We start from the raw sequence: 12,260 nt of genomic DNA on the forward strand, positions 1-12,260 counted from the left end.
CTTCAGAAATGCATGGACACCGCATCGATCACGCGCAAGTCCTCTTCCACCACCGGCATCCAGTGCCACTTGTCGAAGGTGGTGCAGGGGTGCGAGATGCCCAGGCCGACGCGGTCGCCCACCACAGGCGCCTGCGGCGATGCGGCGTCGTCCCAGCGCAGGTAGGCATGCTGGTCGTTCAGCCCGGTGATCTTCCAGTCGGCGGGCACGGCCTCGGGCACGAGGCTGCCGCGCGCGGCGCGGGCGATGGGCACGGGCAGCGAAAGGTCGAAAGAGATGTCGCGCTTGCCGACGGCAAGGATGGCGAGCCCGGGCTCGGGACGCGATTGCACGGTCGCCCACACCTCCATCGCCGGACGCAGGCTCTCGCCGCAGTCGCAACCGAGGCGCTGGTCCACCGCGCTCAGCATCCGCTTGTAGAAGCCGTGGTCGTGGGTGACGTAGCAGCCCGAGCGCAGGATGCCGCGCACGCCGGCCTTGAGTGCCGGCTTCAGCCGGCCGGCCACCAGGTCGAAGATGGCCGAGCCGCCGGCCGAGACGATCACCTCGTCGCCTTCGAACAGGCCGTGCGTGTCGCAGTGGCGCGCCACCGCTTCCACGCGATCCATCAGCGCGTTGGCATAGGCGGTGTCGGCAGCGCTGTCGCCGGTGGCGGCCAGGCCTTCGTAGCACTCGATGCCCACCAGGCGCACCGCGCTGCTCCGGTGCAGGGCGGTGGCGAGCGTCACGGCCTCCTCCTGCGCGCGGCAGCCGGTGCGCCCGCCCTCGACGCCGATCTCCAGCATGACCTCGAAGGGCAGGCTTTCGTGGTGTCGACCGGTCCAGTCCTCGATCAGCCCGAGCTGCGCCAGCGAGTCGACCAGGAACACGACACGCAGGTCGGCATGCGCGTGCAGCAGCAGCTGGATGCCGGCCAGGTCTTCATCGCTCATCACCTGGTTGGCGATGAGCGTGCGGCGCGCGCCGGCGGCCACGCCGATCGCCAGCTGCGTGACGGTCGCGAAGGTCAGGCCCCAGGCGCCGGCATCGAGCTGGCGACGGAACAGCTGCGGCGACATGGTGGTCTTGCCGTGCGGCGCCAGGTCGATGCCCCACTGCCGCACGCGCGCCTGCATCCATGCCAGGTTGTGCTCGAGCGCCTCTCGCTTGAGGACCGCCAGCGGCAGCGGCAGGTCGCCGGCCAGCACATGCCAGCCGGCCCGGCCGATCTCGCTGAGGCGCCTGGGCGGCTGGGTGTGGGGGTAGCCCTTGATGCGGGTGTCGAGGATCGGGTCGAAAAGTTCGTTGTCAGTGGTCATTCAAATCACCTCCGCGCCAAGCGCTGCCGTCTTGCCCTGGGAGCGGCCCAGCGGCTCATTGGAGTTACCTTCGCCTTCGGCTACGGTGCTATCGCCTTGGGAGCGGCCCGGCGGCTCATGTCGAACCAGGTCCTTGCGGATGCAGGCGGAAAAATGCCCCGGCGACAGTTCGTCGAGCGGCGGCACGGTGTCGGCGCAAGCCGCGATGGCGTGCGGGCAGCGCGTGCGAAAGACGCAGCCCGAAGGCGGCGCCATCGGGCTCGGGATGTCGCCCTTGAGCGCCACGCGCTCGTTGGGCAGCAGCGGATCGGGCTTGGGGCTGGCAGCCAGCAGCGCCCGCGTATAGGGGTGCTGCGGGCGCTCGAAGAGCTCGCGGGTCTCGGCCACTTCCATCACCTTGCCCAGGTAGAGAACGACCACGCGGTCGCACAGGTATTCCACCACGTCCAGGTCGTGCGAGATGAAAAGCATGGTCAGCGACAGGCGTTCCCGCAGGTCGGCCAGCAGATTGATCACCTGCGACTGGATGGAGACGTCCAGGGCCGACAGCGGCTCGTCGGCCACGATGAACTCGGGCTCCACCGCCAGCGCGCGCGCCACGCCGATGCGCTGGCGCTGGCCGCCCGAGAACTCGTGCGGGAAGCGGCCGGCATGCTCGGGCCGCAGGCCCACCGTCTCCAGCAATTCGGCGATGCGCCGCTCGCGCGCGCCGGGGCCCTTGGCCAGGCCGTGCGTGGCCAGCGCTTCGCCGAGGATGGCGCCGATGCGCATCTTCGGGTTGAGGCTGGCGTAGGGGTCCTGGAAGATGATCTGCAGCTTGCTGCGCAGGCGGCGCAGCGGGCCGGCGGCGAGCTTGCCGATGTCGTCGCCACGGTAGAGCACCTCGCCTTCGGTGCGCTCGACCAGGCGCAGCAGCGTGCGGCCGATGGTGCTCTTGCCGGAACCCGACTCCCCGACCAGGCCCAGGGTCTCGCCGGGGCGGATGGCGAAGGAGACGTCGTCGACGGCGCGCACCGGGCGGTCGCCGGAGCCGAAGTATTTCTTGAGGTTTCGGACCTCGATGAGGGGAGCGGCTGTACTCATGCGGCCCTCGCGAGTGGCTGGATCGCGGGCACCCGGATGCAGCGCGCCTGGCGACCTTCACAGGTGTCGACCAGCGGCGGCATCGCCTGCCTGCAAGCCTCGAGCGCCTGGTCGCAGCGCGGCTCGAAGGCGCAGCCCGGCGGCGGTGCGAGCGGGCTCGAGACCTGGCCGCGGATCGCGAACAGGCGCCTGGGCCGGCCCTCGCCGCGCGCCTGCGCCTTGCCCGGCAGGCAGGCCAGCAGGCCTTGCGTGTAGGGGTGCTCGGGCGATGCGAACAGCGGGCGCACCGGCGCGCGCTCGACCACGCGGCCCGCATACATCACGACCACGTCGTCCGCATGGTGCGCCACCACGCCGAGATTGTGGGTGATGAAGAGGATGCTCATGCCGGTCTCGGCCTGCAGCTTGCGCATCAGCTCGAGGATCTGCGCCTGGATGGTGACGTCGAGTACGGTGGTCGGCTCGTCGGCGATCAGCAGCGTCGGGTCGCAGGCCATGGCCAGCGCGATCATCACGCGCTGGCGCATGCCGCCGGAGAGCTGGTGCGGATATTCGTGCAGGCGCCGCGCCGCGGCCGGGATCTCGACCAGCTCCAGCATGCGCAGCGCATGGGCCAGCGCGGCCTTGCGGTCCAGGCCCTTGTGCAGTCGCACGCTCTCGGCGATCTGCTCGCCGATGGTGAAGACCGGGTTGAGGCTGGTCATCGGCTCCTGGAAGATCATCGACAGCTCGTTGCCGCGCAGGCGCCGCATCTCGCGGTCGGGCAGGCCGAGCAGGTCGACCGTGCGGCCGTCGCGGGTGACGAAGGCCGCCTGCCCGCTCACCTGGGCATTGGCGGTCCTGGGCAGCAAGCGCATCAGCGTCAGGCTGGTGACCGACTTGCCCGAGCCGGACTCGCCGACGAGCGCGGTGGTCTTGCCGGGCTGGATGGAGAAGCTCACCTCGGCGACCGAGCGCACCAGGCCGTCCTCGGTCGGAAAGGCGGTGCCGAGGTTGCGCACCCTCAGGCGAGGCGGGGAGTTCGGCGTCATCAGGTGGCCTTCTTCAGTTTGGGGTCGAGCAGGTCGCGCACGCCGTCGCCCAGCAACTGCAGCGAGAGCGCGGTGAAGATGATCGCCAGCCCCGGGAACAGCACGACCCAGAAGGCCCGGTCCGCATACTGCTGGCTGCTCGCCACCATGGTGCCCCAGGTCGGGATCTCGGGCGGCACGCCGACGCCGAGGAAGGACAGGCCCGCCTCCGCCAGGATCGCGTAGGCGAAGATGAAGGACACCTGCACCAGGATCGGCGACATCAGGTTGGGCAGGATGTGGCGCCACAGGATGCGCGAGGTGCGCACGCCGAGCGCGCGCACCGCCTCGACGAAGAGCAGCTCCCGCACCACCAGGGTGGAGGCGCGCACCACCCGCGCCACCCGCGGCGTATAGACCAGCACCAGCGCCAGCACCACGTTGACCAGCGAGGGCCCGAGGATCGCGACCAGCGCGATCGCCAGCAGGATGTCGGGAAAGGACATCATCGCGTCGACCACCCGCATCAGCGGCGCATCGAGCCGGCGGAAGAAGCCGCCCATGAGTCCGAGGATGGTGCCCAGCACCACCGAGCCCAGTGCCGTGAGCGCCGCAATGGCGAGCGAGTAGCGCGCACCGTGCACGATGCGCGCATACATGTCGCGGCCGAGCTCGTCGGTGCCCATCAGGTGCGCGGCGCTCGGCGGCTTGAGCCGGTCGAGCACGGCCGTATCGTTGGGATCGGCCGAGGCGAGCCAGGGCGCGCCCAGCGCGAGCACCGCGATCAGCAGCAGCACCAGGGCGGAGGCCATCACGATGCGGCGATGCATCAGCTGGCGGAGCATTCTTGGCATTTGCATGGCACTAGATCTTCACGCGGGGATCGACCACGGCATAGAGCAGGTCGATCGAGAAGTTGATGAGCACGTAGATGGCGGCGATCACGAGCAGGGCTCCCTGGATCACCGGATAGTCGCGGCGCAGCACCGCGTTCACGACCAGGTTGCCGACCCCCGGCAGGCCGAAGACGGTCTCGGTGACGACGGCGCCGCCGATCATCAGCGCGATCGTGAGGCCCAGCACCGTGACGATGGGCACCAGCGCATTGCGCAGCGCATGCTTGAGCACCACCGTGCCTTCCGAAAGGCCCTTCGAGCGCGCGGTGCGCACATAGTCCTCGCCCAGCACGTCGAGCATCGAAGCGCGGGTGAAGCGGATGATCAGCGCCGAGTTCAACAGCCCCAGCACCGTGGCCGGCAGCACCAGCGCGTGCAGGCGCTCGGCCAGCGGTGCATCGGGTGCGCCATAGCCCGAGACGGGGAACCAGCCCAGCGAGACCGCGAAGAACTGGATCAGCACGATGCCCAGCCAGAAGCTCGGGATGCTGGCGCCCAGCATCGCGATGCCGGTGAAGACCTGGTCCACCACGCGCCCCCGGAACACTGCCGAGACGATGCCGCAGGGCAGCCCAATCAGCGCCGCGATGGCCACCGCCATCAGTGCCAGCAGCGTGGTGGGCTCGGCGCGCTCCATGAGCGCCTGCGTGACCGGGCGCTGCAGGAAGATCGACTGCCCGAGGTTGCCCTGCATCACTTCGCGCAGCCAGTAGCCGAACTGCACCGGCAGCGGCTTGTCGAGGCCGTATTCCTTCTGCACGCGGGCGATGTCGGCAGCGGTGGCCTGGTCGCCCAGCAGTACCGAGACCGGATCGCCCGAGGCGGCACGCGTCAGGATGAAGACCAGCACCGCGACGATGGCGAGCACGACCACCATGCCGGCGAGGCGGGAGGAGAGATAGCGGATCATTCGATTCCCCGATGCCGAGCCTCGACCCGGCGTCGACGCCGTTACTTGATTCTTGCGTTCCAGAAGAAGGGCCAGGTCATCGGCTGGTAGTTGTCCAGTGCCGGGCTCTTCGCCGACAGGCCGTTGAACTTGCCGACGTTGACGTAAGGCACCTCGTCATAGACCACCTGCTGCACCTTGCCCCACAGCGCGCCGCGCTTGTTGGGGTCGACCTCCACGTTCAGGGCGCCGAGCGCGGCCTTCTTCGCCGGCGAGTCCCACCACCCCGGCGCGCCGTCGCCCAGCTGCGGCGGCGAGAGCATGGGCTCGGGAAACTGGCCCGAGTGGGTGACGTAGATGTCCCACAGCTTCGGGTCGTTGCGCCGCTGCACCAGCGTGGCCCAGTCGACCACGTTGAGCTCGACCTTGAAGCCGGCGCGCTTGAGCTGCTCGGCCATCAGCAGCGCCATGTTGTAGTGGAAGTCGTACTGGCGGCTGGTCAGCACCCGGATCGGGTCGCCCTTGTAGCCGGCCTTGGCCGCCGCCTCCTTGGCCTTGGGCGCGTTGCGCTGGTTGTAGAGCTCGGTGCCGCCGGTCGCATAGAAGGGCGAACCCTTGGGGAAGTGATTGCCCTCGGCGACGAAGAAGCGCGTGTCGCCGAAGCCGGCGGCCAGCATTTCGCCCTCGCCCAGCGCCACCTGCACCGCCTGGCGCACCGGCTGGCTGCCCATCACGCCTTCCTTGGTGTTGAACACCAGGTAGGGAAAGCCGAACGCCGGCGTCATGATCGGCAGCGTCTTGCCCGCGGCCTTCTCCAGCCGCGGCAGCGCCTCGGTGGGCAGCAGGTCGGCGAAGTCGTACTGGCCGGCCAGCGCTCCCTCGACGCGGGTGTTGGCATTGGGCACCGGCACGAAGCGCAGCTCCTCGATGGCCGCCTCGCGCTTGCCGCCGTAGCCGTTCGGGGCCTCTTTGCGCGCGCTGTACTTGTCGAACCGGGTCAGCAGCACGTACTGGTCGGGCCGGCGCTCCTTGAACTTGTAGGGACCGGTGCCGACGAAGTCCTTCAGCGGCTGCGCGATCGCGTCCTTGGCCATGATCGCGGCCATGCCGCTGGGCAGCGCGAACTGGGCCAAGAGCGGCGCGTAGGGCTGCTTGAGCACCACCTCGACGGCCAGCGGCCCCTTCGTCTTCAGGCTTTCGATCTCCTTGGCCACGGCCTTGCCGCGCGGCGACTGGTCCATCCAGCGCTGCAGGCTGGCGACCACATCGTCCGCGTTCAGCTCGCGGCCGTTGTGCAGCATCACGCCCTTGCGGATCGCGATCGCGTAGGTCTTGCCGTCGGCCGAGATCTTCGGCATGCCCTCGGCCAGCATCGGCACCACGTTCCACTTGGCGTCGAAGGTGTAGAGCGGCTCGTACACATGCTGCATGATGGTGCCGACCAGGTCCGCGGTGGAGGCCATCGGGTCCAGCGTCTGGGGCTCGGCCACCATGGCCAGCGTCGCGAAGTTGCGCGCGCCCTGGGCCTGCGCGGGCATCGCGGCCGGGCCGGCCAGCGTGGCGATCGCCAGCAAACAGGCGCCGAGCAGGCGGCGCTTGGAAGATGCGGGCTGGCCGCTCGGGCGTCCGGGGGTCTGCATGTGGAACTCCTTCGTGAGGCTGTGAAAATGAAAAAAACTTTCTCTTCGGGCCGGACTTTGAAGCAACAAGCGGGCCAATGCATGGGTGTAAACCCTGAGTTCTTGGCTTTATGCTGAAATAGAATTTCAAAACCGATGGGCGTCGCCGACCTTTACCGCCCCCTCTTCGCCAACTTCTTTCACCTCAGGAGCCCCCCATGCCGCTCGAATACCTCGGCGTCTCGCCCAATGCCTCGGACCGCCAGATCCGCCCCCTCTCGCCGGCCGTTCGCGCCGGCGATTTCGTCTACGTCTCGGGCCAGGTGCCGGCCGATGCCAAGGGCGAGATCGTGGTCGGCGGGATCGAGGCGCAGACGCGCCAGGTGATGGAGAACATCAAGTCGGCGCTCGCCCTCGCCGGTGCCACGCTGGAAGACGTGTGCAAGTGCACCGTGTGGCTGCACGACGCGCGCGACTTCGGTGCCTTCAACCGGGTCTACATGGGCTACTTCGACGGCAACTTCCCGGCACGCTCGACAACCGAGGCGCGGCTGATGGTCGATGCCAAGGTCGAGATCGACGTGGTGGCCTACAAGCCCAAGGCCTGAGCCCATGCCGATGCATCGCCGCGATGTCCTGCTGCGCGCACTCGGGCTGATGGCCCTGCCGGCCGCGCAGGCGACCCCCAGCCCGCCGCCGTGGCCGCACGCCTTGCAAGTCCCCGGCGGCATCGCCCGCCTGTCGCTGGGACCGGCCGCAAGGCGGCCGCAGGCGCGCACCGCGGACGACGTGCCGCTGCTGGTGCTGGGCGATGCGATCGACTGGGGTGCGCTGGTGGGCATCCCGCTGTCCGCGGAGCCGGGCGAGGCCCGCATCCGGGTGCTGCGGGAGGACGGCGGCACGAGCGAGCTGCCCTATGTGATCGCGCCCAAGCGCTACCGCGAGCAGCATCTCAAGGTGGCGCCGGGCCAGGTCGACCTGTCGGCCGAGGACCTGGCGCGCTACGAGCGCGAGCGCGTCCACCTGCAGACGGTGATGGCCACCTTCAGCGAGCCCCTGCCCCAGGGCGAGCTGCGCATGCAGATCCCGGTGCCGGGGCGGCGCTCGGGCTCCTTCGGCCTGCGGCGCGTGTTCAACGGCGAGAAGCGCAATCCGCACAGCGGCATGGACATCGCGGCGGCCACCGGCACGCCGGTGAAGGCGCCGATGGCCGGCCGGGTGATCGACACCGGCGACTACTTCTTCAACGGCGGAACCGTCTGGCTGGACCACGGCGGCGGGCTGCTGACGATGTATTGCCACCTGAGCGCCATGGACGTGAAGGTGGGCGAGAGGGTGGAGGCCGGCGAGCGCTTCTGCGCGGTGGGCGCCACCGGGCGCGTGACCGGCCCGCACCTGCATTGGTCGGTGATGCTGAACAGGGCGATGGTGGACCCGGCGTTGTTCCTCGAAGCCTGAGCCCTACTCCCTGGGCATGGCCTCCAGCGCTTTCGCGGACACGGCGAGCCCGCGCAGGATGGGCTGCGCAACCTTAGCCGGGAAGCCGGCAGGCAACTGCGCCTCCATGCGGGCGATGACCCCGGGCGTGCGGTCGAGCACGGAGGCGACGACGTCCTCCGCGTCGGGTCCATAGCCGCACAGACGCGCCGTGGCATTGAAGTGGCGCCGCTGGATGGTCGATCGCCGGTAGTGCCTGCTCTTCCCCATCATGGCCATCGCCAGCTTCCCGTCGTGTCGCGAGAACTGGTTGGGCCCGGCGCCCTCCACCGGCCAGATCGACATGACGTCATAGAGCGGCGCGAGCCTGAAGCGCCCCTCCGGCAGCAGATGAATGCTGAAGTTCTTGGCGTGGCCGTCCGGCGCGGCGAGCATCCAGAAGATCAGTTGTGCGGCGAGCAGGGTCCGCAGGTCTTCGCGCGCGTTGACCGACTGCCGCAGGATCCTGGCCAGGTCCAGCACGCCCGGGCCGCCGTCCGCCTCGTACTTCAAGTGCGAGGGCACGCCCAGCGCCTGGCAGAAGTCTTCCTGCGGCAAGCGCATCAGCCAGCGTCCCGACGAATGGAGCTGCCGGTCGAAGCGCTCGACGGCCAGCACCTTCTGCGTGCCGAAGGCGAGGATGGCGCAGCGGGGAACCGCGAGCCCGTAGGCCTGGAGGATGTTCAGGCACAGCCATTCGTTCTCCACCGAAGTGCTGAAGTCCGCCTGGCGATGCCCCACGAGCCCGAGCGGCAGCTTCAGGATGTGCGTCGTCGGCGTCGCGCCGTGCGGCCGCATCCATTGCTGGTCGTGCCACAGGAGCGCGGTCTTTTCCTGCGCGCCGGCCAGCGAGATGCGCAGCGCGTCCGCCTCTTCGAGCAAGCCGCCGAGGCGGCCCGGGGTCACGGTCTGGAGGAGCAGGGCCTCGACCTCCTCGACCGACATCGGGGTGCCTGATATCTGCCCGAGGTCCGCGGGCGCTTCGTCTTCGGCGAGGAGCTGGATGGCGCCGATGCAGTCGCGCCCCAGCGCCCGCAGCAGCTCGAACGCGTTCGTGGAGGCCGTTCCGAAGCGCGTGGCCAGCCGCTCGCGGATGGCGCGGCTGTCGGGCAGCAGGTTGTCGAAATAGCTGTTGACGACAGAGCCCTTGAGCCCACCCGCTGCCAGCGGAAGCGACAAGGACAGCGGGCGCCCGGCCGGCGAAGCCATCCATGCCGGATCGTAGACGAGCTCGGGCTCGCCGCGCCCGGGGATCCGCCAGACTCCGACCCGCTCGCCGTTGGCCCAGATGGATAGGGCCTGCGAATGGGACCTACGGCCCATGCCTCACCATTCCTGCGCCGGCTGCGCGCCCGACTTCGACTGGACCATGAGCTCGATGCCGAGCAGGCCGAAGAGCGCGAGCAGCTGGTCGAGGCTCACCGATTCGGGGTGCAGCTCCATGTGCGAGATGCGGCTCTGGCTGATGCCCATTCGCCTGGCCAGATCGGTCTGCGACAAGCCGGCGGCCCGGCGACCGGATTTCAGGAGCGGGCCGAGCTGGGAGGGGGTGGAGAGGACCTGGCGCATCGCTTTTGCCCATGGGACGGATATCCTGCATCTTACTCATAGGACAGGTAATTTCAAAATACCCATTTAATGGGTAAATGAGGTTTACTTGTCGCACGGGCAATGCGCAATGCCCCGAAGGCCCCGCCGCGCACCGCGTGCCGGGCCTGCATTCCAACGCCGGCCCCGGGCGCACCCCTCAGCGCCCGTTGTCCAGCCGCCCTGCCGCCAGCCGCAGCACGCGATCGCAGCGCTTGGCCAGCCCCTCGTCGTGCGTGACCACCACGAAGGCGGTGCGGCGCTCGTGCGCCAGCTTCAGCATCAACGCGAACACCCCGTCGGCGGTGTTGCGGTCGAGGTTGCCGGTGGGCTCGTCGGCCAGCACGCAGTCGGGCTGCGTCACCAGCGCGCGCGCGATCGCCACGCGCTGGCGCTCGCCGCCGGACAGCTCGGCCGGCCGGTGATGCACCCGCTCGGCCAGCCCCACCGCAGCCAGCATCGCGGCGGCGGCCTCGGCGGCCTGCTGCGGCGGCGTGCGGCGGATCTTCAACGGCATCGCCACGTTGTCGAGGGCGCTGAACTCGGGCAGCAGATGGTGGAACTGGTAGACGAAGCCCAGGTGCGCGTTGCGCAGCCGGCCCTGCTCGGCCGCATCCACATGCGCGATGTTCTTGCCGTGCAGCTCCACGCTGCCGGCCGTGGGCGCATCGAGCCCGCCCATCAGGTGCAGCAGCGTGCTCTTGCCCGAGCCCGAGGCGCCGACGATGGCCAGCGTCTCGCCGGCGCGCACGTCGAGGTCGACGCCGTGCAGCACCGTGAGGTCGATGCGGCCTTCGTGAAAGCGCTTGGTGAGGCCGCGGACTTGCAGGACGACGCCGTCGGCCGCCATCCCGGGGGGCATCGCGGATGCGCCGGCGCCGAGCAAAGGGGCCCTGTCATTCATAGCGCAGCGCCTCCGCCGGGTTCACGCGGCTCGCGCGCCAGCTCGGGTAGAGCGTGGCCACGAAGGACAGCGCCAACGAGATCAACGCGATCGGCAGGATGTCGCCCCGCTGCGGATCGCTGGGCATCCTGCTGATCAGGTAGATGTCCTGCGGCAGGAAGCGCGCGTTGAACAGCCGCTCCAGCGCCGGCACGATCACGTCGATGTTGTAGGCGATGCCCAGGCCCAGCAGCAGCCCGGCCAGCGTGCCGATCACGCCCACCATCGCGCCCTGCACCACGAAGATGCTCATGATGCTCCTGGGGCTCGAGCCCAGGGTCCGCAAGATGGCGATGTCGGCACGCTTGTCGGTCACCGTCATGACCAGCGTCGAGACCAGGTTGAAGGCCGCGACCGCGACGATCAGCGTGAGGATGATGAACATCATGCGTTTCTCGACCTGCACGGCCGCGAACCAGGTCTTGTTCTGGCGCGTCCAGTCGCGGATCAGGAACTCGCCGGGGAGCGTGACCGCCAGCTCATCGGCCACCTCGCGCGCCTGGTGCAGGTCCTTGAGCTTCAGGCGCAGGCCACTGGGCCCTTCGAGGCGGAACACGCGCGCGGCGTCCTGCTCGTGGATCATTGCCAGCGCCGAGTCGTACTCGTAGTGGCCGGAGTCGAAGGTGCCGACCACCGTGAACTGCTTCAGCCGCGGCACCACGCCGGCCGGCGTGACCTGCCCGCCCGGCGCGATCAGCGTAACTTGGTCGCCCACCTGCACGAAGAGCGAGCGCGCCAGCTCGACGCCCAGCACGATGCCGAACTCGCCCGGAACCAGCTTCGCCAGCGCGCCCTTTTGCGCGGTGGTGGAGATGTCGGTCACCTGCGGCTCCAGCGAGGGCTCGATGCCGCGCACCAGCGCGCCCTTCATGTCCTCCCCGCGCGCGATGAGCGCCTGCGCGGCGATGAAGGGCGCCACGCCGACCACGTTGGGGTTCTTGCGTGCCGCCGCGGCGATGGCGTCGATGTCGGCCAGCGCCTGGCCGTCGCGCGAGAAGATCTCGATGTGCGAGATCACGCCGAGCATGCGGTCGGTCACTTCCTTCTGGAAGCCGTTCATCACCGAAAGCACGATGATCAGCGCGGCCACGCCCAGCGCGATGCCGAACATGGAGACGCCGGAGATGAAGGAGATGAAGCCGTTGCGCCGCGTCGCCCGGCCCGCGCGGGTGTAGCGCCAGCCGAGCTGCAGTTCGTAGGGGAGTCGCATAGGGGGAGGATTGTGGCACCCGCGCCTTGCCCCAGTCCGAAATGGCCCCTGGTAGGGCGGGCCTCAGCCCCAAGGCTCCGATTCCGGAATTCGCACGTCGACCTCGAGGTCCCACTCCGGTGCCGGCGCCGGCACCGGCGGTTCTTGAAAGTAGAACGGAGCGAAAGGCGAAGGCACGAAAGGATTCAGCGGCGCCGCATTTGGCGGCACATAGAACGGCGACATGGGAACAGGTCCAACCGCCGGCGC

At 69.1% G+C, this 12,260-nt stretch carries 13 protein-coding genes; 2 read left to right on the forward strand and 11 right to left on the reverse strand.

Annotated elements, in window-relative coordinates; translation table 11 throughout:
• Positions 1–2: 2 nt before the first annotated feature.
• From AC3A6Y_RS32490 to AC3A6Y_RS32515, 6 genes are read right to left on the reverse strand one after another with little or no spacing between them, the layout of a single operon-like run.
• The gene (locus tag AC3A6Y_RS32490) at positions 3–1,298 is read right to left on the reverse strand and encodes an amino acid deaminase (RefSeq protein ID WP_487872339.1); all 1,296 of its coding nucleotides are present in this window, start codon (positions 1,296–1,298) and stop codon (positions 3–5) included.
• Positions 1,299–2,381: an ABC transporter ATP-binding protein gene (locus AC3A6Y_RS32495; protein WP_487872340.1), complete on the reverse strand. Its 1,083-nt coding sequence runs from the start codon at positions 2,379–2,381 to the stop codon at positions 1,299–1,301.
• On the reverse strand, positions 2,378–3,412 hold the full coding sequence (locus tag AC3A6Y_RS32500; RefSeq protein WP_487872341.1) for an ABC transporter ATP-binding protein: 1,035 nt from the start codon (positions 3,410–3,412) through the stop codon (positions 2,378–2,380). The genes AC3A6Y_RS32495 and AC3A6Y_RS32500 overlap by 4 nt, the downstream gene beginning before the upstream one ends.
• Complete coding sequence (locus AC3A6Y_RS32505) at positions 3,412–4,251, reverse strand: ABC transporter permease (RefSeq protein WP_487872342.1); 840 nt, start codon at positions 4,249–4,251, stop codon at positions 3,412–3,414. The genes AC3A6Y_RS32500 and AC3A6Y_RS32505 overlap by 1 nt, the downstream gene beginning before the upstream one ends.
• Positions 4,252–4,255: 4 nt before the next feature.
• Positions 4,256–5,197 carry an ABC transporter permease gene (locus AC3A6Y_RS32510; protein WP_487872343.1) on the reverse strand — a complete coding sequence of 314 codons (942 nt, stop codon included), beginning with the start codon at positions 5,195–5,197 and terminating at the stop codon, positions 4,256–4,258.
• 41 nt (positions 5,198–5,238) lie between these two features.
• Complete coding sequence (locus AC3A6Y_RS32515; protein WP_487872344.1) at positions 5,239–6,816, reverse strand: ABC transporter substrate-binding protein; 1,578 nt, start codon at positions 6,814–6,816, stop codon at positions 5,239–5,241.
• 197 nt (positions 6,817–7,013) lie between these two features.
• Between AC3A6Y_RS32515 and AC3A6Y_RS32520 the strand changes: the two genes are divergently transcribed.
• Positions 7,014–7,403: a RidA family protein gene (locus AC3A6Y_RS32520; protein WP_487872345.1), complete on the forward strand. Its 390-nt coding sequence runs from the start codon at positions 7,014–7,016 to the stop codon at positions 7,401–7,403.
• Between the two features lie 4 nt (positions 7,404–7,407).
• Positions 7,408–8,253: a peptidoglycan DD-metalloendopeptidase family protein gene (locus AC3A6Y_RS32525; protein WP_487872346.1), complete on the forward strand. Its 846-nt coding sequence runs from the start codon at positions 7,408–7,410 to the stop codon at positions 8,251–8,253.
• Between the two features lie 3 nt (positions 8,254–8,256).
• Here AC3A6Y_RS32525 and AC3A6Y_RS32530 read toward each other — a convergent pair whose 3' ends face one another.
• The 5 genes from AC3A6Y_RS32530 to AC3A6Y_RS32550 form a co-directional block, all read right to left on the reverse strand.
• On the reverse strand, positions 8,257–9,594 hold the full coding sequence (locus AC3A6Y_RS32530; protein ID WP_487872347.1) for a type II toxin-antitoxin system HipA family toxin: 1,338 nt from the start codon (positions 9,592–9,594) through the stop codon (positions 8,257–8,259).
• A 3-nt stretch (positions 9,595–9,597) separates the two neighbouring features.
• A complete protein-coding gene (locus AC3A6Y_RS32535) occupies positions 9,598–9,840 on the reverse strand; it encodes a helix-turn-helix domain-containing protein (protein ID WP_487872348.1) in 243 nt (80 codons plus the stop codon).
• A gap of 178 nt (positions 9,841–10,018) precedes the next feature.
• Entirely contained in the window at positions 10,019–10,708 is a 690-nt protein-coding gene (gene lolD / locus AC3A6Y_RS32540) for a lipoprotein-releasing ABC transporter ATP-binding protein LolD (RefSeq protein ID WP_487872352.1), read from the reverse strand.
• A 46-nt stretch (positions 10,709–10,754) separates the two neighbouring features.
• Positions 10,755–12,011, reverse strand: coding sequence for a lipoprotein-releasing ABC transporter permease subunit (locus tag AC3A6Y_RS32545; protein ID WP_487872349.1), 1,257 nt, complete (start codon positions 12,009–12,011; stop codon positions 10,755–10,757).
• 63 nt (positions 12,012–12,074) lie between these two features.
• A partial coding sequence (locus AC3A6Y_RS32550; RefSeq protein WP_487872350.1) for a hypothetical protein occupies positions 12,075–12,260 on the reverse strand: 186 nt, incomplete at its 5' end.

It is taken from the genome of Variovorax sp. Soil_C_17, assembly GCF_057657265.1.

What these genes read in the sequence shown, in the direction of transcription:
- lolD (WP_487872352.1), bottom strand. Translation starts at nt 10,708, where the DNA reads ATGGCGGCCGACGGCGTCGTCCTGCAAGTCCGCGGCCTCACCAAGCGC.
- AC3A6Y_RS32500 (WP_487872341.1), bottom strand. Translation starts at nt 3,412, where the DNA reads ATGACGCCGAACTCCCCGCCTCGCCTGAGGGTGCGCAACCTCGGCACC.
- AC3A6Y_RS32510 (WP_487872343.1), bottom strand. Translation starts at nt 5,197, where the DNA reads ATGATCCGCTATCTCTCCTCCCGCCTCGCCGGCATGGTGGTCGTGCTC.
- AC3A6Y_RS32520 (WP_487872345.1), top strand. Translation starts at nt 7,014, where the DNA reads ATGCCGCTCGAATACCTCGGCGTCTCGCCCAATGCCTCGGACCGCCAG.
- AC3A6Y_RS32525 (WP_487872346.1), top strand. Translation starts at nt 7,408, where the DNA reads ATGCCGATGCATCGCCGCGATGTCCTGCTGCGCGCACTCGGGCTGATG.
- AC3A6Y_RS32535 (WP_487872348.1), bottom strand. Translation starts at nt 9,840, where the DNA reads ATGCGCCAGGTCCTCTCCACCCCCTCCCAGCTCGGCCCGCTCCTGAAA.
- AC3A6Y_RS32495 (WP_487872340.1), bottom strand. Translation starts at nt 2,381, where the DNA reads ATGAGTACAGCCGCTCCCCTCATCGAGGTCCGAAACCTCAAGAAATAC.
- AC3A6Y_RS32505 (WP_487872342.1), bottom strand. Translation starts at nt 4,251, where the DNA reads ATGCAAATGCCAAGAATGCTCCGCCAGCTGATGCATCGCCGCATCGTG.
- AC3A6Y_RS32490 (WP_487872339.1), bottom strand. Translation starts at nt 1,298, where the DNA reads ATGACCACTGACAACGAACTTTTCGACCCGATCCTCGACACCCGCATC.
- AC3A6Y_RS32515 (WP_487872344.1), bottom strand. Translation starts at nt 6,816, where the DNA reads ATGCAGACCCCCGGACGCCCGAGCGGCCAGCCCGCATCTTCCAAGCGC.
- AC3A6Y_RS32545 (WP_487872349.1), bottom strand. Translation starts at nt 12,011, where the DNA reads ATGCGACTCCCCTACGAACTGCAGCTCGGCTGGCGCTACACCCGCGCG.
- AC3A6Y_RS32530 (WP_487872347.1), bottom strand. Translation starts at nt 9,594, where the DNA reads ATGGGCCGTAGGTCCCATTCGCAGGCCCTATCCATCTGGGCCAACGGC.